The following is a 19,104-nucleotide window of genomic DNA, read 5'->3' on the forward strand; positions in this document are numbered from 1 at the left end:
TGTCAGGACGCCGCGTCGGCGAGGAAGGGGAGCACGTTCTTCAACGCCCAGGGCAGGCCGAGCGGCGAGGGGTAGGCGATGGGGGAGGCGACGTCGTCGCCGATCACCGTGTACCCACCGGCCTTGACGACGGGCAGGCTCTGGAAGAGCGCATCCGATTCGAGCTGATCGCGGCTGAGCATCCCCTCATCCCCGAACGGGAATCCGACGACGAGCACATCGGCGTTGAGCTTGTCGACGTTCTCCTTGCTGAGCCCTGTCGTGTCTCCGGTGAACTCGGATGCCTCCGGCGGAAGCACGAAGCCCAGGTCGGTGAAGAAGGTCACGTCGCTGCCCTCCCAGGAGCTGTACGTGATCTGGTCGGGGTGGATGACGGCGTAGGTGATGGTCTTTCCAGCGAACTCCGGATGCTCGGCGGCGGCATCGGCGAAGGCGTCGGTCACGGCCGACACGGCGGCATCCGCCTCATCCCCGAGCCCCAGGGCGCAGCCCGCGAGTTCGGTGCGCTCGATCCAGGTCATCGAGTCGAGACCGTTGTCTGAGGTGTACGCGATGACGGGGGCGATCGCGTTGAGCTTGGCGTAGTCCTCGTCGAGGCTCCACCCGCTCGTCGCGAGGATGGCATCGGGCTTGGACGCGGCGATGGCCTCGAAGTCGATGCCATCGGCGGGGTCGTAGCTGTCGAGCTCGATGCCGTTCTCGTCGAAATACTCCTGCTGCCAGGCGCCCAGTTCATAGCCGGGGTAGATGACCGGTTCCACTCCGAGGGCCAGAGCGATGTCGAGATCGACGTCGGTGACGACAGCGACGCGCTTCGGGGCAGCATCCAGCGTCACGGTGCCGAACGCGTGGTCCAGCGTGTACGGGAAAGTGCCGCATGTGCTGGTCGAGGCCTGCGTGCGATCGGCGCTGCACCCGGCGAGGGCTCCACCGGCGAGCACAAGGCCGAGGGTTACAGCGCTGACGCGGAGCAGAGCGGGGCGGGACGGGATGTTCATCGGTTCTCCTGTGACGGTGTGGTGGTGAGTCGCGCGAGCGCATGTCGGCCGCGCGGAAGGACAAGGGGTGTTCCCGTGTCGGGGTCGGGGATGATCCGGGACCGCAGCCCGAAGACGTCGAAGACGAGCTCTTCCGTGAGCACGGCCGATGGATCGCCGTGCGCGACGATCTGTCCGTCGCTCACGACGACGAGCTGATCGGCGTAGGCGGCCGCCTGCTCGAGGTCGTGCAGCACCATGACGATCGTCTTGCCGCGGGTGTCGCGGAGGTCGGCGAGCAGGTCGAGGACCTCGATCTGGTGGGCGATGTCGAGGAAGGTCGTCGGCTCGTCGAGCAGCAGCAGCGGTGTCTGCTGGGCGAGCGCCATCGCGATCCAGGCGCGTTGTCGCTGCCCGCCGGAGAGCGCATCCACGGGACGCTCTGCCAGGTCGGCGATGCCCGTGACCGTGAGCGCCTCGGCGACGATCGCGAGGTCATCGTGCGCTGGACGGCGCAGCAGCCGACCGTGCGGGTGCCGGCCGCGCGCGACGAGGTCGGCGACGGTGATTCCCTCGGGGGCGAGGGGGCTCTGCGGCAGCAGACCCAGACGCTGCGCGACCGTGCGGCTGGGCAGCGTGTGCAGATCGACCCCGTCGAGCAGCACCGACCCTGACTGCGGGGGCAGCAGACGGGAGAGCCCCTTGAGAAGAGTCGATTTGCCGCAGGCGTTCGGTCCGATGAGCGCTGTGATCGATCCCTGCGGGAAGGCGACGTCGATGCCGTCGATCACGACGCGCGTGTCGTAGCCGAGTCGGATGCCTTCGGCACGGAGTGCCGCGGGGGAGTCGACCGTGGCCTCGGTGGAGGGCCGTGCGGCGGATGGCAGAACGCGGGTCATGAGGTCCTCCGACGACGGATGAGCAGGTAGACGAGTGCGGGGGCGCCGATCACGGCCGTGATGCTGCCGGTGGGTGCCGGAGAGATGAACGGCGCGGTCTGGGCGACGAGGTCGGCTGCGGTGACGACGACGGCGCCGACGAGCGCCGCTGTGGCGGGAGCATCCGACCGGCCGGACAGGCGTGCGGCGATCGGTCCCGAGACGAGGGCGACGAATCCGATCGGCCCCGTGATGCTCGTCGCGATCGCGGCGAGGGCGGCACCGAGGAGAAGCGCGGCCAGGCGCACCCGCGTCACCCGTGTGCCGAGTCCCGCCGCCAGTTCGTCGCCCAGAGCGAAGGTGCCGAGCGCCGGTGCGAGCAGCGCAGCGGCGATGCCGCCCGCGACGACCGTGGCGAGGAGAACAGCGACGCCGGCCCAGTCAGATCCGCTGAGTGAGCCGATGATCCAGCGCAGGGCGCGCTCCATGCTCATCTCGTCTGCGCGCGTGACGAGATAGGTGGTGACCGCGCTCGCGCAGGCGCCGATGCCGATTCCGACGAGAACGAGCCGGTACGCGCTGACCCCGCCCTGCCAGCTGAGCAGGAAGACGAGCGTCGAGGCGACCACGGCGCCGAGTACGGCGCTCACCTGTACGCCGATTCCGATCACTCCGAGCGTGATCACTGCGGTTGCGGCGGCGGCGGCACCTGCCGAGATGCCGAGGATGTCGGGGGTGGCCAGCACGTTGCCGACCAGCCGCTGGTACATCTGCCCTGCGAGGCCGAACAGCGCGCCGGCGAGAGCGGCCGTGAGGGCGCGGGGAACGCGGGTCTCGTGGATCACGTAGGCCGAGAGACCGTCACCGAATCCGAGCGCCGAAGGAAGGATCTCGTCGAACGGCACGTCCGCGGATCCTCCGACGAGCACCTCGACGACAAGGAGCGCGACCAGCACAGTGAACAGGACGATCGCTACAGCGGCGGATCGTCGTCGGGCTGCGCTCCGCGCGATGCGGAGGCGGGTCAGGAGCGTGCCGTCCTCCGTGGCAGCGAGAACGCGAGGCGCGTCGAGAGCTGTCATACCGGGATCACCCGCCGACCGCGGGCGAGCATGACGAAGACGGGGGCACCGATCACGGCCGTCGCGATCGCGACCTGCAGCTCACCGCTTCCCGGGAGGAGACGGCAGGCGACATCCGCGAAAAGGAGGAGGACGGCACCGCACAGGGTGCCGTAGGGCAGCAGCCAGCGGTGGTCCGCGCCGACCAGCAGGCGCGCCGTGTGCGCACCGAGCAGTCCGACGAAGGCGACAGGGCCCACCGCGGCCGTGGCTGCCGCGCACAGCAGCACGGCGACGCCTGCGCCGAAGAGCTGCCAGCGCACGACCGGGACTCCGAGTCCTGCGGCGACCTCATCACCCAGCGCGAGCGCGTTCAGGGCGCGACCGAGCACGAGCGCGAGGGCAAGCCCGATGACGGCGAAAGGCCAGATCTCGTCGATCACGCCGCCGCGTCCCGTGAGCTGGCCGACCGACCAGTAGTTGTAGTGCGCGTAGACGGCGGTGTCGCGGATGATCAGCAGGGTGATGAGGGATCCGAGGATCGCCGACATCGCGGCGCCGGCGATGACCAGGCTGATCGTGGTGCTCGCAGCGAAGCTCGCGAGTCGTGCGATCAGCAGCACGATGACGGCGGTGACCGCGGATCCGGCCAAGGCCCACCAGAAGTAGGAGGAGGCGCCGCGCACTCCGGCGAAGAGAATGCCGAGGAGTACTGCGAAGGCGGCGCCGAGCTCGATTCCGAGAATGCCGGGGTCGGCGAGAGGGTTGCGTGTGAGTGCCTGCATGATCACGCCCGAGCAGCCCAGGCACGCACCGACGAGCAGGGCGAGGAGGGTGCGCGGCATCCGCTCGGTCATGATGACGAGCGCCTCGTATTCGCCGTCGGCACGGGCCCCGAGAAGCGCCTCGATCACCGTCCACGGCGCGATGTCGCGCGCGCCGAGCGCGAGACCGAGGACGATCCCGATCACACTGAGCACCAGCAGCGCCACGAGACCGAGAACACGCCGGCGGGCGCCGGTCTGCACGGTGTCCCGCAGGGCCATGCGGAGCGCGTCCTCCGGGGAGGCGACCGGAGAGGACGCGAGGAGAGAGGGCATTGAATGAGCGTAGGCTTACCTAAGTTGCCCTGAATCACACTCAGCGATCGAGGTGTCCCTTGCTCCGCTCAATCCCCGCCGCTGCGCCGTCCCCACCGCCGGCTGCCTCCGACTTCGGCGACCTCAAAGACTGGGGGCACGCGGCCCACAGCCATTCCTACGGTCATCTCGTCACGGCGATCGTCGGGTCCGGCGTGCTCGTCGTCGACGGGCGCGAACACCCCTTCGACTCGACCCACGGCGTCTGGGTCCCCCCGCACGTCGTGCACGAAGGGCGCTTCGGGACCGACCTGCTGCCGCTTGCGGTCGACATCCTGGATGACGCCGCCGTTGCGTGTCTCTCGCACACCGGGGTGCGCGGGATTCCGATCGATGCCGAGCTGCGCGCCGTGATCCTCGCCTGGGGTCGAGACCACGATCCCGCGCGCACGAGACAGCGCGAGCGCCGCATCGCCGACGCCGTCTGCGACGCTCCTGTGCTGCGCGAGGGGCTGCGGCTGCCCGTCGGGCCGTTGACGCACCCCATCATGGAGTATCTGCGGGTGGCGCCGGCGCATCTGCTCTCCCTCGAAGACTGGGCGGCGAAGCTGCACGCCTCCACCGCCAGCATCCGACGGGCGTTCCTCGCCGAGACCGGGCGGCCGTACTCGGAGTGGACGACCTGCTTCCGTCTCGAGCTCTCCACGGCTCGGCTGCTCGGCGACGAGCCAGTCGCGCTGATCGCCCGTGCCGTGGGGTTCAGCCCGAACGGCTACACCCTCGCCTTCCGTCGTTGGGCGGGGTGCACGCCCTCAGAGTTCCGGGCCCGCGCACGCTCTCAGTGACTCGTGACCGCGCGCACGTGACTCCAGGCGGCGCCGGCCCAGCGCGACGACAGCTTCTCGAAGAGCGTGAAGCTGTGCATGCCGGGCCAGTCTGCCGGAAGCAGAGACGACGGCAGGCCGGGATCGACGTAGGGCAGAACGCGCCAGCTGTCGATCAGGTGCACATAGGAGTGAAAAGCAGTGCCCCTGTCGAGCGATTCGAGCCTGGCCTGAAATCGCTCGTGCTCGGCGCGTAGGGCGTCGAGGTCCCACCATTTCGTCACGGCCTCGGTGAGCGGTGTTCCCGGCCGCGGGTCTTCGGTCTGGAAGAGGGTGGCGAAGGTGCGAGCATCCAGCTCTTCCAGGATCTGCTCGACCTCGACGGCAAGATGATCGGGGCAGATCCAGAGTCCGGGCGCGACGGCGCCGCATCCGATCCACTGCAGGCGTCGCCGCAACTGGTGGCGCAGGTCGCGTCGCGACTCCGGAACGGTGAAGGACACGAGACACCACGGATCGCCGGCGCTCATCTGCCGCATCTCGAAGATGCGACGGTCGCCGCGTTCGAGCATCGGCAGAGCCGCAGGATCGAGCACGTAGTCGCCCGCGTCCGCGAGCAGCAGCCCCTTCTGCTTCAGACGAGTGATGCCGGTGCGGGCACGCGGCGCGGGAATGCCGGCATCGGCTGCGAGCTGAACGAGCGCGGACGCGCTGATCCGACCGTCCAGCGGGCGCAGGTAGAGGCCGACGATCGTGCGCAGCAGGGAGGTCGTGCTGCCGGGGCGGGCGTCGAGATCATCGAGAACCGTGGCCGCCGGAGAGCCGTGGCTATCGGGCATCAATCGCCTCGCGCACGGCGAGCACCCCGCGGGCGACTTCTTCGAACGAGGTGCTGAGCGGGGAGAGACCAAGGCGGATCCCGTCGGGGAAGCGGAAGTCCGGGATCACGCCGTCGGCCCAGAGGGTCTGGGTGACCTCACGGAAGGAGGGGTGGCCGATCGTGACATGGCTGCCGCGTTGCGTGGCATCCCTCGTGCTGAGCAGTCGCACACCGGCTGGTGCGAGCACCTCATCGTAGGCGCGCACTGCGAAGTCGGTCAGGGCGATCGACTTCGCGCGCACAGCGTCGATGCCGACGCTGTCGATGAGGTCGAGCATCCCCTGCATCGCGAGCATCGAGATGACCGGCGGGGTGCCGCTGAGCAGCTGACGGATGTCGGCGGAGGGCGCGTACTCCGGGCCCATCGCGAAGATGTCGGCGGCGCCCCACCAGCCCTGAATCGGCTGGCGCAGCGTGCCGAGCAGCTCGCGCCGCACATAGGCGAAGGCGGGGGAGCCCGGACCGCCGTTGAGGTACTTGTAGGTGCATCCGACCGCGAGGTCAACGCCCCAGGCATCCAGCTGCATGGGGATCACGCCGACCGAGTGGCACAGGTCCCACATCATCAGCGCACCCACGTTCTTCACGGTCGCGGTGATCGCGGGCATGTCGGCGAGGGCGCCCGAGCGGTAGTCGACGTGGCTGAGGGCGACGAGTGCGGTGCGCTCGGAGAGGAGGGATGCCACGTCGTCGACGGTCACACCGCGAACCGCATCCGGCTCCAGCCAGCGCAGCGTCATGCCCGCTTCGGCCGCGACGCCTTCGGCGATGAACCGATCGGTGGGGAAGTTGCCGCGCTCGATCACGATCTCGGTGCGGCTCGCGTCATGCCCCGCAGCGGCGCGCATGAGCTTGTAGATGAGCACGCTCGTCGAGTCGGCAACGACGGTCTGGCCGGACGCGGCGCCCAGCGCCACGGCGCCGATGCGGTCCCCGAGCACCATCGGCAGGTCCATCCACTGCTCGTCCCATGAGCGGATCAGGCGTGTGCCCCAGTCGTGCCGCACGAACGCGGCGATCTTCTCGGCGGTGTCGCGGAGCGGGCGTCCGAGGGAGTTGCCGTCGAGGTAGGCGTCGACACCGGGAGCATCTGCGAAGGCGCTGAGGTGCGCGTGCAGCGGATCGGCAGCGTCGAGCGTGCGAGCGGCGTCGAGCAGGTCAGTCATCGGGGCTCCAGTTCAGCGGGGGCACACAGGTCGTCGGCGGTGAGCGGCCTGGTGGCGAGAGGGTCGAAGTCATCGGTCGGTGCGGGTGCGGCAAGGAGCACAGCACCCGGCGTGCGCGGGTCGATCGGGGCGAGGGCGGCGAGGAGCGCGGCACCCTCGATGCCTGCCGCGCGCATGGCGTCGATCTCCTCGGCGCGGAGGTCGATGGGCGTCGGTCCATTGCCCATGTCGGTGCCGTACAGCACGGTGCCGCCCGCCGCAGCGAAGCGTCGGAGATTGTCGATCGCAATGGCCAGCGGCTCGCCCTCATGAATCGCAAGGGTCGTGATCCAGGCGGCGGATGCTGCCTGCCGTGCGATCTCGTCGTCGTCGAGTCGTTCGGTGAAGGGGGTGTGCACGAGCGTCGTCGCGCCCAATTGCACCGTGCGCTCGGCTTCGCCAGGGCCCTCGGCGTGGGCGTAGACGGGAATCCCGTGTTGCGCCGCGGACGCGACGACTGCGGCGAAAAGATCGTCCGCGAAGACGGGTCCTGCCTCGCTGTTGCTCATGACCTTGATGCAGGATGCTCCGGCGTCGACCATCTCGGCGACGGCGAGCGCCGCGGCATCCGCATCCGCGATCTCGCGCACCGAACCCTCGCGCGCCCACCAGCGGTCGGAGGGGTAGCCGCCGGGAGGTGTGAGAAAGGCCCCGGCAAAGTCGATCTGCACGGGGAGCTTCGGCGCCCACTCGCGCAGCCGGGCGAACGGAGCGCCGAGGTCGAGGACGCGGCCCAGACGCGAGTGCGCGAGAGGCGCGGGGTCGACGAGCATCAGGTGTACGTGGTGGTCTGTGAAACCGCCGACGATCGCCTGCGGGAAGCGCGGCAGCGAAGCATCCGCCGCCTCATCGCGCAGGACGGGACGCCCCTCTTCGACTGCCAGCACCCCCTCGCGCCAGGTTGTGCCGTCGAAGTAGGTCACCGCGAACGTCGTCATGACGCTCCGATCTCCGTGCGCACCGAGTACAGCTCAGGGAAGAAGGTCAGCGACAGCGCACGCTGCAGGAAATCGACCCCGCTCGAACCGCCGGTGCCCTTCTTCATGCCGATCGTGCGGGTGACGGTGCGGAGATGGCGGAAGCGCCAGAACTGGAAGTTGTCTTCGACATCGACGAGCTCTTCGCACGCCTCGTACAGATCCCAGTGCTCGCGCGGGTTCTCGTAGATCTCGCGGATCACCGCGACCAGCTCTGGCGTCTCGCGGTACGCCTCGCGAACGTCGCGCTCCAGAATCGAGGCCGGCACCGGCAGGCCACGTCGGGCGACGAGGCGGAGGAACTCGTCGTAGAGGGTCGGGCGCTCCCACTCGGCGGTCAGCAGCGCGAGGTTCTCAGGGTGCGTCTTGAAGACGCTCAGCATCCGCTCGTTCTTGTTGCCGAGGGCGAACTCGACCGCCCGATACTGCACCGATTGAAAACCCGAGGAGTTGCCGAGCTCGCCGCGGAACTCCGCGTACTCGGTGGGCGTGAGAGTCGCCAGCACCGACCACTGCTGCGTCAGCACCTCCTGAATGTGCTTGACGCGTGCGACGTGCTTCAGGGCGGCGCGCAGGTCGTCGTCGGCGAGGCGATCGCGCGCCGTGCCGAGCTCGTGCAGCACGAGCTTGAGCCACAGCTCGGTGGTCTGGTGCTGGATGATGAACAGCATCTCGTCGTGGTGCTCCGGAGAGCTGACCGGATGCTGCGCCGTGAGCAGACGGTCGAGGTCGAGATAGCCGCCGTACGTCATGCGGTCGCGCAGATCGGTGACGATTCCCTCTTCGAGGGCGCGTTCGTTGCCCGTGGTCGTCGGTTCGGCGTCACTGCTCATGCAGCGAACATAACACTTTCGTGGCGATCGTCACAGATGTGAAATGTGCGCCGAAGGCTAGCCTTAGTAGATGCGAGTCGAAAGCGTGGATCCCGCGCGAGTCCCGGCGGGCTATCTGCTCACGACGCGGGAGTTCGATGTCGAGGCGCCGATCACCTGGCCCGAGCATCGACACGATGAGCACGAGCTGCTCTGGTCGGATGGGGGAATGGCGCGCCTCGAGGCGCGCGGTCGGGTCTGGGCGATTCCGCCTTCGCTCGCGGTCTGGGTGCCGGCGGGGATCGTGCACACCGCATCCGCGGGGCGCAGCGCGCGGGTGCGCGCGACATACTTCGCCGCGGTGGAGTCCAACCTGCTCGCCATGCCGTCGGAGGTGACCGGAGTCGCCATGACCGAACCGCTGCGCGTTCTGCTCACCCACAACCTCCAGGGTGACCTTGACGAGGCGGCTCGTCTGCGGCTGCAGCGGGTCATCCTCGATCTCCTGGTGCCAGCGCCGCAGGAATCGTTCGCGCTGCGGATGCCGCACAGCGCCCACCTGCATGGGGTGGCGAGCGCGATTCTCGCCGACCCGGCCGACAAGCGCACGACCGCGTACTGGGCGTACGAGTGCGGCCTGCATGCGCGCACGCTCGCCCGACAGTTCGAGGCGGAGACGGGGATGACCTTCACGCAGTGGCGCATCCTGGCGCGGCTCCAGCTCGCGGTGCGCGAGCTGACGCAGGGGCGTTCGATCGTCGCCGTCTCGCGCCTGGTGGGGTACCGGAATCCGACGACGTTCATCGAGCACTTCCGCGAACTCACGGGGCAGACTCCCGCAGAGTACCTTCGCGAGGCCCGCGTTCCCCGTAATCACGCGGGTTGAGTACCGAAAGCGGTACAACTCGTCCCCTCTTCGATACGGGGTCTCGACTAACTTAGGTCAGGCAACCCTAACCAGCCTCGCGGCGCTCCGGCGCCCGGCTTCACATGCCCGTCCAGGAGACCCATGTCCCAGCACGCTTCCGCGCCGAACCGTCGCGCTCGCCGCATCCTCAGCATCCTTGTCGCCTCGGCGACCGCGCTCTCGCTCGCGGCCTGCAGCGGCGCCGCTCCTGCCGCAGAGGAGATCTCGTCCCGCATCTACGAAAGCGATTTCGGCCCGATCGAACTGCCGGAGACGATCGAGCGCATCGTCTCCGTGGACTTCTACACGCCCGCGGCCCTCATGGACCTCGGCATCGTTCCGGTCGGCGTCGTGAACACCTACTTCACCGACACTGCGGGGGACGCGATCCCTCTCGAATACACCACCGCGATCGCGGACAGCGGCGCGGAGTCGATCGGCGAGTACTACGAACTCAACCTCGAAGCGATCGTGAAGGCGAAGCCGGATCTGGTCATCGCGACCAATGACTTCCTCCCCCTCGACGACCCGATGCGCGCCGAGATCGAGAAGGTCGCGCCGATCCTCACCTTTAACGCGCGCGACGGCGAGAGCTGGCGCACCCGGGCGAATGAGCTGGCCGCGATCTTCGACAAGGAGGACGCGCTGCAGCCGCTCATCGACAAGTACGAGAAGCGCCGCGACGAGATCAAGGCCACCTACGCCGACATCCTCGCCGACAACACCGTCACCGTCTTCGGCCCGGAGCCCGACGAGTGGGGAACGTACGCCGACACGCACTTCAGCACGCCGATCCTGCGCGATCTGGGTGCGAAGTTCCGCGAGCAGGAGGCGGATGAGGTCACCAAGGACGGTTTCCCCGCCTGGTTCTCGTACGAGACCCTCGACCGCATCTCCAACGCCGACCTGATCTTCATGCGCAACGGTGTCGCCCCCGAGATGCGGGCGCAGCTCGACGCGAACACGATCTGGCAGAACCTGCCCGCCGTGAAGAACGGCATGGTGGTCGAGTACATCACCAAGTCGCCGACGGGCTCGTTCGGCTGGGCCCTGGAGAACCTCGAATCCCTGGACGCGGTCTTCGCCGAGGTGCAGGCGAAGGTCGACGCTGCCCGCTGATGACCGATCTGCATGTCGCAGAGGTGACGCGCGTCTCCTGGCTCACGCCGGGCATGGTGCGCGTCACCTTCGCAGGAGAAGGCCTTTCCGCGTTTCGCACGACCGGCATCGGTGACGAGTACGTCCGCGTGCACTTCCCCTCGGAGGGGGTGCTGCACCTGCCGCGCATCGACGATGAGGGGATGTGGCACTACCCGGAGGGGGTGGAGTCGCACGTCGAGCCGTACACGATCCGCCGTCATGACGCTGCCACGGCCGAGGTCGACATCGATCTCGTCGTGCACGGACACGGCAGGGCGGGCGCCTGGGCATCGGGGGCGCAGCCGGGCGATCGCGTCGCTTTCGGCGACCCGCGCGGTCTGTACGAGCCGCCCGCTGGTGCCGTCGAGCAGTTCTTCGTGACGGATGCCACGGGGCTCCCCGCCCTCGCACGGCTCGCCGAGCAGTTCGATCCGGGCGTTCGCGCGATCGCCGCCGTCGAGATCGCCGAAGAGTCGCACCGACTGGAGATCCACAGTGCGCGTCTGCAGGTGCGCTGGATCGTGGGGCGAGGCAACGGAGTCGGACCGAGCGCGATGACCGAGGCGCTGCGCGCGCTGCCGATCACGGCGGAATCCTACGTGTGGGTCGCGGGCGAGGCGGGTGAGCTGCGTGATGCGCGTCGTCATCTCCGCCACGAGCGGGGGCTCAACGCCAGCCAGTACAAGGTGATCGGCTACTGGCGCGATCGTCAGGAGGAATGGCTCGAACGATACGAGGCCCTCAGCGCGCGGGAGCTGGAAGAGCTGAACGCGGCATGGGAGTCGACGAGCGACGAAGAGGCACGTCGGGATCTGTACGACGACCGCCTCGCCGCACTCGGGCTCTGACCCGACCATGACTCTCACATCACCGGCGACTGTCGACGCCCTTCCCCCGGAGAGCACCCACGCTGCCCCGCGCGTGCGGCTCACACGTGCGCTCTTCCTGGTCGGAGCGCTCATCCTGCTGGCGGCGTGCTTCGTGCTCAGCCTGTGGGTGGGCGCGCGCGGGATCGGCTTCGCGGAGGTGTGGGAGACGCTGTGGCATCCGGATGGCGGGGAGAGCTCGTTCATCGTGCACGAGATGCGGATGCCACGGGCGTGGCTCGCCGTGATCGTCGGCGCGGCGCTCGGCGTGGCCGGCGCGCTCATCCAGGCACTCACCCGCAACCCGCTCGCAGACACGGGGATCCTTGGCGTCGGGGCGGGCGCGAACTTCGCGGTCGTGATCGCCATCGGCCTGCTCGGCGTCACCGCGATCTCGCAGTATCTGTGGTTCGCCTTCCTCGGAGCCATTGTCGTGACGGTGCTCGTGTACGTGCTCGGCTCAATCGGCTCTTTGGGCGCGACGCCCGTGCGTCTCACCCTCGTCGGAGTCGCGCTCGGGGCGCTGCTGGGCGGCATCGCGTCGGGCATCACGATGCTGCATCCGGACTCCTTCGATGACATGCTGCGGTGGAGCGCCGGCTCGCTGGCAGGCAGGGGCTGGGGAATCGTGGGGACGGTTGCGATTCCCATCGTGCTCGGACTCTTGCTCGGAGTCGTGGCCGGGAGACCACTCAACGCGATCTCGCTCGGAGACGACCTCGCCCGTGCGCTGGGGGCGCGCGTGATCCGCACCCGTGTGCTCGTGATCGTCGCGGTCACGCTGCTCGCCGGGGCGGCGACGGCCGCAGCCGGACCCATCGGCTTCGTCGGACTCATGGTGCCGCACGTCGTGCGCTGGTTCGCGGGGCCGGACCAGCGGTGGATCATCCCGTTCTCCGCGGTCGGGGCAGCCCTGCTGCTGCTGGCGTCCGACGTGGTGGGGCGCGTGATCCTGGCGCCGCGAGAACTCGAGGTCGGCATCGTCACCGCGATCATCGGGGCGCCCGTTCTGATCATCCTCGCTCGTCGCCGACAGATGAGCGCCCTGTGAGTGCGGAGAGGACGGTGTCCACGACGACGTCGCCGGTGGATTTCGGCGCGCGGATGCTCGTGACCCAGCGCCCCGGTTGGTCGTGGACGATCTCGCTGCGGGCCGTCATCGTCACGATCCTCATCGCGGCACTGACGCTGCTGGGCGTGCTGCTCTCGATCACGACCGGCACCTATGAGCTCACGATGGACGAGGTGCTCGGCGGACTTCTGGGCACGGCGGATCGCGGCACGGTGCTCGTCGTGCGCGAATGGAGACTTCCGCGGGCGCTGCTGGCTGCGCTCTTCGGCCTGGCGCTCGGCATGTCCGGTGCCATGTTCCAGTCGATCACGCGCAATCCGCTGGGCTCCCCGGACATCATCGGCTTCTCCGCAGGTTCATACACGGGCGCGCTCGTCGTGCTGCTCGTGACGGGCGGAGGCTATTTCGCCATCGCGTCCGGAGCGCTGATCGGGGGAGTGCTCACGGCGCTCGCCGTCTTCGTGCTGGCGTACCGCGGCGGAGTTTCCGGGTTCCGCCTCATCATCGTCGGGATCGGAATCTCCGCGATGCTCGCCGCCGTCAACACCTACCTGATGCTGAAGGCGAGTCCCGAGGAGCAGCTCACAGCAGGAGTCTGGGGCAGTGGCTCGCTCAACGGCGTCACGGTCGACACGCTCGTGCCCGTGCTCATCGTGCTGGGTATCCTGCTTCCGCTGGCGCTCATGCTGTCGCCTCGTCTGCGGGTGCTGGAGATCGGCGACGACGCCGCAGGATCGCTCGGCGCTCGACCCACCACGACGCGCCTGGCCGCGGTGGTCGTCGGCGTCGGGCTTGTGGCACTCGTGACGGCGGCGGCTGGCCCCATCGCCTTCATTGCACTCGTTGCGCCGCAGATCGCCCGCCGGCTGACCCGCAGCACCGGGGTGGGTCTTCTCGCCGCAGGAGTCACCGGCGCGCTGTTGCTGGTCGCGAGCGACTTCCTGGCGCAGCGGCTCTTCGCCCCGATGCAGCTGCCCGTCGGTATCGTGACGGTGTCTGTGGGCGGCATCTATTTCGTCTGGCTCCTGATCCGGGAGACCCGGCGACGATGAACACCACGCAGAGAGAACTCGAAACCATGGCATACGACGCCGTCCTCGAATCCGCGCGACTGCACACGGAGGGAGTGACCATCGGGTACGACCGGCGGGTGATCGCGGAGAACCTGGACGTACGAATCCCGGATGGCTCGTTCACCGTGATCGTCGGCCCCAATGCCTGCGGCAAATCGACGCTGCTGCGCGGGCTCGCGCGGCTGTTGAAGCCCACGGTGGGACAGGTGCTGCTCGATGGCCGCTCTATCGCGTCGATGCCCGCCAAAGTGCTCGCGCGTGAAGTGGGTCTGTTGCCGCAGACCTCCCTCGCACCGGATGGCATCGTCGTCGCCGATTTGGTGTCTCGGGGGCGGTATCCGCATCAGAAGCTGATTCGCCAGTGGTCCGCGGAGGATGCGCGCGCCGTGGCGGTGGCGCTCGCCGCGACCAACACGACTGACCTCTCCACCCGCCTGGTCGATGAGCTATCCGGGGGTCAGCGGCAGCGGGTCTGGGTGGCGATGGCGCTGGCCCAGGAGACACCGATCCTCCTTCTCGACGAGCCGACGACGTTCCTCGACATCGCGCATCAGATCGAACTTCTCGACCTGTTTCGCACACTGCACGGCGACGGCCGCACGCTCGTCGCCGTGCTGCACGATCTGAACCACGCGGCGCGCTACGCGACGCACATCATCGCGATGAAGGACGGCCGGGTCGTCGCCGAAGGCGCACCCCGCGAGATCGTCACGGCAGAACTGGTCGAGGAGGTCTTCGGTCTGCGCTGCGTCGTGATCGACGATCCGATCACCGGCAGCCCTCTCGTGATCCCTCGCGACTCGGCGGTCCACGGCGATGCGTGAGGCCTCGCAGCGACACGGTGCCGTCACCCCGGCCGGTGTCTTCGCGGAGAGCGCGGGGCGAGGCAGACGTCGGTGGGCGCTGGGGCTCGCCGTGCTCGGGTTCAGCGGTCACCAGCTGAGCGAGGTGATGGTGCCGGTCGCCATCGGACTCGTCATCGACCGGGCGATCGCCCCGCACGATCCCATCGCTCTGGTGTGGTCGATCCTGTTCCTCGTTGCCGTCTTCGCTGTCCTCATCACCGCGTGGCAGCTCGGTGCGCGTGTCGGCACGCGTGTCTACGCGATCGGCGAGCATGTGCTCCGTCAGCGCATCCTGCGTCGAGCACTGCGGGGATCCGGTCGCCGTCGCAGTGCCGGCGAGACGCTCACCCTTTCGTCAGGCGACACCATGCAGGCTGCCGGGATCGTCTGGATCATCGGCGAGCAGGCGGCGGCGTTCACGGCCGTGCTGGTTGCCTGCATCGTGCTGTTCTCGATCGCCTGGCCTCTCGCTGTCGCCGTCCTCGTCGGAACCCTCGTGCAGGGCGTCGTCGTGCACCTGCTGAGCGGGGGGCTGCGGCGGCGCGGGTATGCCGCACAGAAGCAGGCGGCGCGACTGGATGCCGTCGGCGCTGATCTCACCACTGGGCTGCGGGCACTGGAGGCACTCGGTGCGACATCGCGCGCTGCAGCCCGGTACCGCGCAGAGAGCGAGGTCGCCGCGGATGCGGCCTATCGTGCCGAACTCTCGCGGGCCTCACTCAGCGCGGTCAATGCCGCCGTCAGCGGCGTGGTGTTCACCGGAATCGCGCTCCTGGGCGGCTACCTGACGCTTCGCGGTGATGTCACGGCCGGTGGTTTCGTCACGGCGATCGGCCTGGCGCAGACGATTCGCTGGCCACTGCAGACACTCGGGCACCTTCCGGGGGCGATCGCAGCGAAGTACGGTTCGGCCCAGCGCATCGCGGAGTACCTCTCTGAGGGAGAGAGGACAGGGGGCGTCGTTGACGCACCCCTTGCCGTGGAGCCGTTGACACTCCGCGACGGCGAACGTCACCTTGTGATCCCCGATGGTGCGCTGACGGGGATCCGGTGCTCGGCTGATCAGGCGGTCGCCTTGGCCGACCTGTTCGCGGGCCGCAGGGCGGCCGAGCAGGGAGAGCTCCGTATCGGCGCGACCGATGTCTTCGATGTGGATGCATCCGTATTGCGTGCGCATGTCTTCGCGCCGCCTCATGACGCGGCGGTGTTCAGCGGGTCGGCACGGCGGAACATCGCCACGGATGTGGAGCACGCGCACATCGTCGCCGCCGCTTTCGACGAGGTTCAGGAACGCCTGCCCGAGGGACTCGATGAGCGCGTGGGCGAACGCGGGATGCGCTTGTCGGGTGGCCAGCGCCAGCGGCTGCTGCTGGCGCGGGCTCTGCACCAGCCGCAGCCCGTCCTGGTGCTGCACGAGCCGACGACCGCGATGGATCCCCTCACCGAGGCCGCCGTCGTGGCGAACCTGGCGGCGCACTGCGCACCCGGACGCTCGATCGTTCTCTTGAGCGACAGGCCATCGCTGCTCTCGGCGTGTGCGATCGTGCACGATCTGAGCGCGCAGAGTTCGCAGGGGCAGATCTCGTCGGCGACGGAGACGAAGGCGGTTCAACGATGAGCGATGCACGGCTTCCCATCGCATCCGCCCGCGTCACTGCGCGGGAGCTCCTGCGTGTGCTGCGGCAGAGGACGCTCCTTGCCATCGCGTGCATCCTCGCGCTGGTCATCGGCGTCGCCTCGGGGCTTGCTGCCCCCTGGATCATCGGCCAGATGGTCGACGACATCGCACGGGGCGGACAGCACCTTGTCGCCTTCACCGCGGGTCTCGGCGGTGCACTGCTGGTCGGCGCCGCCCTCACCTGGACGGGCAGTGTGCTACTTGCCCGCCTGGCGCAGCACGCGGTGCGCTCGATCAGGGAATCCGCGTTCGACGCCGCCTTCGCTCAGTCATCGACGATGGTCGAAGAAGCGGGCAGCGGCGATCTCGTCTCTCGGCTCTCCGACGACGTTCGCGCGGTCGGTGCCGCAGTGGGTGAGGCGCTTCCGGCCTTCCTCACCGCCCTGCTCATCACGGTGCTGAGCCTCGTCGGTATGGCCGTGCTCGATCCGCGCTTCGCGCTGGCTGCGCTGTGCGCCGCTCCGGTGCAGATCCTCGGGCTGCGCCGTTTCCTGCGACAGTCGGCGCCGGTGTATCGCCAGCACCGCGCCGTCATCGCTGAGCGCGGTCAGCGCACGATCGAGGCGGTCCGCGGGGTCGACACGGTCGTAGCTCTCCGGCAGGAGGACCGCCATCTCGACGAGGTCGCTGAGGCGTCGCGGCGCGGGATCGGCCTCGACATCCGCGCCACCCACGTGCGCAACGTGTTCTACGGACAGCTCAACTTCGCAGAGCTCGTCGGCCTGTCGGCGGTTCTGATCACGGGGTACTTCCTGGTCACCGCGGGCGAGGTGACGCTGGGAGCGGCGACGACGGCAGCGCTCTTCTTCCTGGGGCTTTTCGGCCCGCTGGGGACACTGCTCGGCACGGTGGATGACCTGCAGGATGCCGGGGCGAGCCTGGCACGGCTCTTCGGTGTCGTCGGACTGCCGCTGGCCGCGCCGCGTCCTGTCGCCGATGCGGGTCGCTCTGAAGGTGCGGCCCGGATCGAGGTGGAGGCGTTGCAGTTCGGCTACCGCATGGACGCTCTCGACCTCGACGTGCCCACACTGCGGATCGAAGCGGGGGAGAGGGTGGCGATCGTGGGCGCGAGCGGGGCAGGAAAGACCACCCTCGCGCGCGTTCTCGCCGGGCTGATCCCGGCGAGCGTCGGGCGGGTCACGCTCGATGGTGCGGCGGTCGAGGAGTGGCATCCGCACGATCTGCGCGAGACGGTCGCGATGCTCAGCCAGGAACCCCACGTCTTCGCGGGCAGTGTGCGCGACGATCTGCGACTCTTCGCTCCGGATGCCACGGATGCCCAGCTCATCGACGCCCTCGAGCGGCTTGGGGCCGAGTGGGTGCAGGCACTTCCTGAGGGGCTGGACACGCTCATCGGCGATGAGGGGCGCACGCTCACTCCGGGGCAGGCGCAGCACCTCGCGCTCGTGCGGGTCGCACTCACGTCTGCGCGTCTGGTGATCCTCGACGAGGCGACCGCCGAGGCAGGGTCCGCGGATGCGGCTCTGCTGGACGACGCGGCGGTCGCCGCGATCGGCGACCGCACGGCGATCGTGATCGCGCACCGGCTCAGCCAGGCGGTCACGGCCGATCGGGTGCTTGTCATGGCGGACGGGAAGGTGGTGCAGGACGGCACACACGACGAACTTGTCGCAGTGCCTGGGCCGTACGCCGCGCTCCGGCGGGCATGGCGCGAGTGGTGACGGCGGGGTGCATACGGGCGGAGTCTGTGTCTCTGTGTGACCCTCGATGAAGCGGCATGTCGACCCCAGGTGACGCTGCGCGCTGCGACACGGATTCTTGGTAGCACACCAACGCTGCCATCACCGTGAGGAGTGCCATGACCGTCTTGTCTTCCGGTGCGCCGCGGTGCGCGAATCTCATCTCGCCACAGGAGCTCGCGGCGGCGCAGGAGGCCGCCGCGAACGGGACAGGGCCGACGGTTCGCCTTCTGGATGTGCGTTGGCGCCTGGACCGGCCAGAAGGACGACCGGAGTATCTGCGCGCGCACCTGCCGGGAGCTGTCTACGTCGACCTCGACCACGAACTGGCCCGCAAGGGCGATCCGGCAGAGGGGCGGCATCCGATCCCTCTTCTTGACGACCTGCAGCGATCTGTGCGGGGATGGGGCGTGAACGAGGGGGATATCCTCGTCGCCTACGACGACATCCGCAGTGTCGCCGCCGCCCGGCTGTGGTGGCTCCTCTCCCGCGCGGGAGTCGCCGTGCGCGTGCTGGACGGAGGGCTGCGGGCGTGGATCGGCGCCGGCTTCGCCCTGGAGAGCGGAGATGTGCGACCGGTCGCCGGCGCCATCACGCTCGCCGACTTCGACTCCGGCGCGCTGACGATCGATCAGGCGGCGGTATTCCCGGCAGACGGGGTGCTGCTCGATGTGCGATCTCCTGAGCAGTATCGCGGGGATCGGGCGCCGCTCGATCCGGTCGGAGGGCACATCCCCGGAGCGGTGAATCTGCCGACGATGGCGCACGTGGCGGATGACGGGCGCCTGCATGCGCCCGACGTCCTGCGTCGCATCTTCCAGACCGCGGGTGTCACGGAGAAGACCTCGGTCGGGGTGTACTGCGGATCCGGGATCGCCGCGTCGCACACGGCGTTGGCGCTCGCCGAGGCGGGAATCGCCGCACGCGTCTTTCCCGGTTCGTGGAGCCAGTGGTCGAACACGAAGGGGCGGCCCGTTGCTGTGGGCATCCTGCCGAGCGGCCGCATCGAGGCGGTGTGAGCGCGCCATCGGCGACCGAAGCGCGAACCGCCGCCGTGTAGGGTGAAGGCGATAGCGCCTAGGGTTCCGGAGTCTCACTCGACTGGTCCGAGCGGCGCCACGGTCCGCCTC

General features: G+C 68.9%; 18 protein-coding genes. 10 read left to right on the forward strand and 8 right to left on the reverse strand.

The features are described 5' to 3' along the window. Positions 1-2 precede the first annotated feature (2 nt). Genes AC1REM_RS06055 through AC1REM_RS06070 form a run of 4 tightly spaced genes read right to left on the reverse strand, consistent with a single transcriptional unit; the run spans position 3 to position 4,016 of the window. Positions 3-998, reverse strand: coding sequence for an ABC transporter substrate-binding protein (locus tag AC1REM_RS06055; protein WP_492513825.1), 996 nt, complete (start codon positions 996-998; stop codon positions 3-5). Beyond that, entirely contained in the window at positions 995-1,876 is an 882-nt protein-coding gene (locus AC1REM_RS06060) for an ABC transporter ATP-binding protein (RefSeq protein ID WP_492513826.1), read from the reverse strand. The genes AC1REM_RS06055 and AC1REM_RS06060 overlap by 4 nt, the downstream gene beginning before the upstream one ends. Beyond that, a complete protein-coding gene (locus tag AC1REM_RS06065) occupies positions 1,873-2,937 on the reverse strand; it encodes a FecCD family ABC transporter permease (RefSeq protein ID WP_492513827.1) in 1,065 nt (354 codons plus the stop codon). The genes AC1REM_RS06060 and AC1REM_RS06065 overlap by 4 nt, the downstream gene beginning before the upstream one ends. Beyond that, on the reverse strand, positions 2,934-4,016 hold the full coding sequence (locus AC1REM_RS06070; RefSeq protein ID WP_492513828.1) for a FecCD family ABC transporter permease: 1,083 nt from the start codon (positions 4,014-4,016) through the stop codon (positions 2,934-2,936). The genes AC1REM_RS06065 and AC1REM_RS06070 overlap by 4 nt, the downstream gene beginning before the upstream one ends. Positions 4,017-4,075: 59 nt before the next feature. Here AC1REM_RS06070 and AC1REM_RS06075 point away from each other — a divergent pair, with 59 nt between their 5' ends. Beyond that, on the forward strand, positions 4,076-4,840 hold the full coding sequence (locus tag AC1REM_RS06075; protein ID WP_492513829.1) for a helix-turn-helix domain-containing protein: 765 nt from the start codon (positions 4,076-4,078) through the stop codon (positions 4,838-4,840). Here AC1REM_RS06075 and AC1REM_RS06080 read toward each other — a convergent pair. The 4 genes from AC1REM_RS06080 to kynA are packed head-to-tail and all read right to left on the reverse strand — an operon-like array spanning position 4,834 to position 8,714. After that, positions 4,834-5,658 (reverse strand): PaaX family transcriptional regulator, encoded by an 825-nt coding sequence (locus AC1REM_RS06080; RefSeq protein WP_492513830.1) that lies wholly within the window; start codon positions 5,656-5,658, stop codon positions 4,834-4,836. The two genes, AC1REM_RS06075 and AC1REM_RS06080, sit on opposite strands and share 7 nt — an antisense overlap. Then, the gene (locus tag AC1REM_RS06085) at positions 5,648-6,865 is read right to left on the reverse strand and encodes a kynureninase (RefSeq protein WP_492513831.1); all 1,218 of its coding nucleotides are present in this window, start codon (positions 6,863-6,865) and stop codon (positions 5,648-5,650) included. Before AC1REM_RS06085 ends, AC1REM_RS06080 begins: the two co-directional genes overlap by 11 nt. Beyond that, positions 6,862-7,842, reverse strand: coding sequence for an amidohydrolase family protein (locus tag AC1REM_RS06090; protein WP_492513832.1), 981 nt, complete (start codon positions 7,840-7,842; stop codon positions 6,862-6,864). The genes AC1REM_RS06085 and AC1REM_RS06090 overlap by 4 nt, the downstream gene beginning before the upstream one ends. Next, a complete protein-coding gene (gene kynA, locus AC1REM_RS06095; RefSeq protein ID WP_492513833.1) occupies positions 7,839-8,714 on the reverse strand; it encodes a tryptophan 2,3-dioxygenase in 876 nt (291 codons plus the stop codon). The genes AC1REM_RS06090 and kynA overlap by 4 nt, the downstream gene beginning before the upstream one ends. Before the next feature lie 70 nt (positions 8,715-8,784). Here kynA and AC1REM_RS06100 point away from each other — a divergent pair, with 70 nt between their 5' ends. From AC1REM_RS06100 to AC1REM_RS06140, 9 genes are all read left to right on the forward strand, one after another. Continuing rightward, entirely contained in the window at positions 8,785-9,579 is a 795-nt protein-coding gene (locus AC1REM_RS06100; protein WP_492513834.1) for a helix-turn-helix transcriptional regulator, read from the forward strand. A 123-nt stretch (positions 9,580-9,702) separates the two neighbouring features. Beyond that, positions 9,703-10,719 (forward strand): ABC transporter substrate-binding protein, encoded by a 1,017-nt coding sequence (locus tag AC1REM_RS06105; RefSeq protein WP_492513835.1) that lies wholly within the window; start codon positions 9,703-9,705, stop codon positions 10,717-10,719. After that, positions 10,719-11,588: a siderophore-interacting protein gene (locus tag AC1REM_RS06110; protein WP_492513836.1), complete on the forward strand. Its 870-nt coding sequence runs from the start codon at positions 10,719-10,721 to the stop codon at positions 11,586-11,588. Before AC1REM_RS06105 ends, AC1REM_RS06110 begins: the two co-directional genes overlap by 1 nt. Positions 11,589-11,595: 7 nt before the next feature. Beyond that, positions 11,596-12,657: a FecCD family ABC transporter permease gene (locus AC1REM_RS06115; RefSeq protein WP_492513837.1), complete on the forward strand. Its 1,062-nt coding sequence runs from the start codon at positions 11,596-11,598 to the stop codon at positions 12,655-12,657. A gap of 53 nt (positions 12,658-12,710) precedes the next feature. Continuing rightward, entirely contained in the window at positions 12,711-13,730 is a 1,020-nt protein-coding gene (locus AC1REM_RS06120) for a FecCD family ABC transporter permease (RefSeq protein WP_492514473.1), read from the forward strand. Next, complete coding sequence (locus tag AC1REM_RS06125; RefSeq protein ID WP_492513838.1) at positions 13,727-14,575, forward strand: ABC transporter ATP-binding protein; 849 nt, start codon at positions 13,727-13,729, stop codon at positions 14,573-14,575. The genes AC1REM_RS06120 and AC1REM_RS06125 overlap by 4 nt, the downstream gene beginning before the upstream one ends. After that, positions 14,568-16,214 (forward strand): ABC transporter transmembrane domain-containing protein, encoded by a 1,647-nt coding sequence (locus AC1REM_RS06130; RefSeq protein WP_492513839.1) that lies wholly within the window; start codon positions 14,568-14,570, stop codon positions 16,212-16,214. Before AC1REM_RS06125 ends, AC1REM_RS06130 begins: the two co-directional genes overlap by 8 nt. Further along, a complete protein-coding gene (locus tag AC1REM_RS06135) occupies positions 16,211-17,956 on the forward strand; it encodes an ABC transporter ATP-binding protein (protein WP_492513840.1) in 1,746 nt (581 codons plus the stop codon). The genes AC1REM_RS06130 and AC1REM_RS06135 overlap by 4 nt, the downstream gene beginning before the upstream one ends. Positions 17,957-18,093: 137 nt before the next feature. Continuing rightward, positions 18,094-18,993: a sulfurtransferase gene (locus AC1REM_RS06140; RefSeq protein ID WP_492513841.1), complete on the forward strand. Its 900-nt coding sequence runs from the start codon at positions 18,094-18,096 to the stop codon at positions 18,991-18,993. Positions 18,994-19,104: the final 111 nt, after the last annotated feature.

This window comes from Microbacterium sp. GW823-FHT02G05, assembly GCF_058797175.1.

Bases quoted from the DNA above. Each gene is read 5' to 3' on its own strand.
- AC1REM_RS06085 (WP_492513831.1), bottom strand. From the start codon at position 6,865: ATGACTGACCTGCTCGACGCCGCTCGCACGCTCGACGCTGCCGATCCG.
- AC1REM_RS06100 (WP_492513834.1), top strand. From the start codon at position 8,785: ATGCGAGTCGAAAGCGTGGATCCCGCGCGAGTCCCGGCGGGCTATCTG.
- AC1REM_RS06090 (WP_492513832.1), bottom strand. From the start codon at position 7,842: ATGACGACGTTCGCGGTGACCTACTTCGACGGCACAACCTGGCGCGAG.
- AC1REM_RS06065 (WP_492513827.1), bottom strand. From the start codon at position 2,937: ATGACAGCTCTCGACGCGCCTCGCGTTCTCGCTGCCACGGAGGACGGC.
- kynA (WP_492513833.1), bottom strand. From the start codon at position 8,714: ATGAGCAGTGACGCCGAACCGACGACCACGGGCAACGAACGCGCCCTC.
- AC1REM_RS06120 (WP_492514473.1), top strand. From the start codon at position 12,711: ATGCTCGTGACCCAGCGCCCCGGTTGGTCGTGGACGATCTCGCTGCGG.
- AC1REM_RS06105 (WP_492513835.1), top strand. From the start codon at position 9,703: ATGTCCCAGCACGCTTCCGCGCCGAACCGTCGCGCTCGCCGCATCCTC.
- AC1REM_RS06140 (WP_492513841.1), top strand. From the start codon at position 18,094: ATGACCGTCTTGTCTTCCGGTGCGCCGCGGTGCGCGAATCTCATCTCG.
- AC1REM_RS06110 (WP_492513836.1), top strand. From the start codon at position 10,719: ATGACCGATCTGCATGTCGCAGAGGTGACGCGCGTCTCCTGGCTCACG.
- AC1REM_RS06060 (WP_492513826.1), bottom strand. From the start codon at position 1,876: ATGACCCGCGTTCTGCCATCCGCCGCACGGCCCTCCACCGAGGCCACG.
- AC1REM_RS06125 (WP_492513838.1), top strand. From the start codon at position 13,727: ATGAACACCACGCAGAGAGAACTCGAAACCATGGCATACGACGCCGTC.
- AC1REM_RS06055 (WP_492513825.1), bottom strand. From the start codon at position 998: ATGAACATCCCGTCCCGCCCCGCTCTGCTCCGCGTCAGCGCTGTAACC.
- AC1REM_RS06135 (WP_492513840.1), top strand. From the start codon at position 16,211: ATGAGCGATGCACGGCTTCCCATCGCATCCGCCCGCGTCACTGCGCGG.
- AC1REM_RS06070 (WP_492513828.1), bottom strand. From the start codon at position 4,016: ATGCCCTCTCTCCTCGCGTCCTCTCCGGTCGCCTCCCCGGAGGACGCG.
- AC1REM_RS06130 (WP_492513839.1), top strand. From the start codon at position 14,568: ATGCGTGAGGCCTCGCAGCGACACGGTGCCGTCACCCCGGCCGGTGTC.
- AC1REM_RS06115 (WP_492513837.1), top strand. From the start codon at position 11,596: ATGACTCTCACATCACCGGCGACTGTCGACGCCCTTCCCCCGGAGAGC.
- AC1REM_RS06080 (WP_492513830.1), bottom strand. From the start codon at position 5,658: ATGCCCGATAGCCACGGCTCTCCGGCGGCCACGGTTCTCGATGATCTC.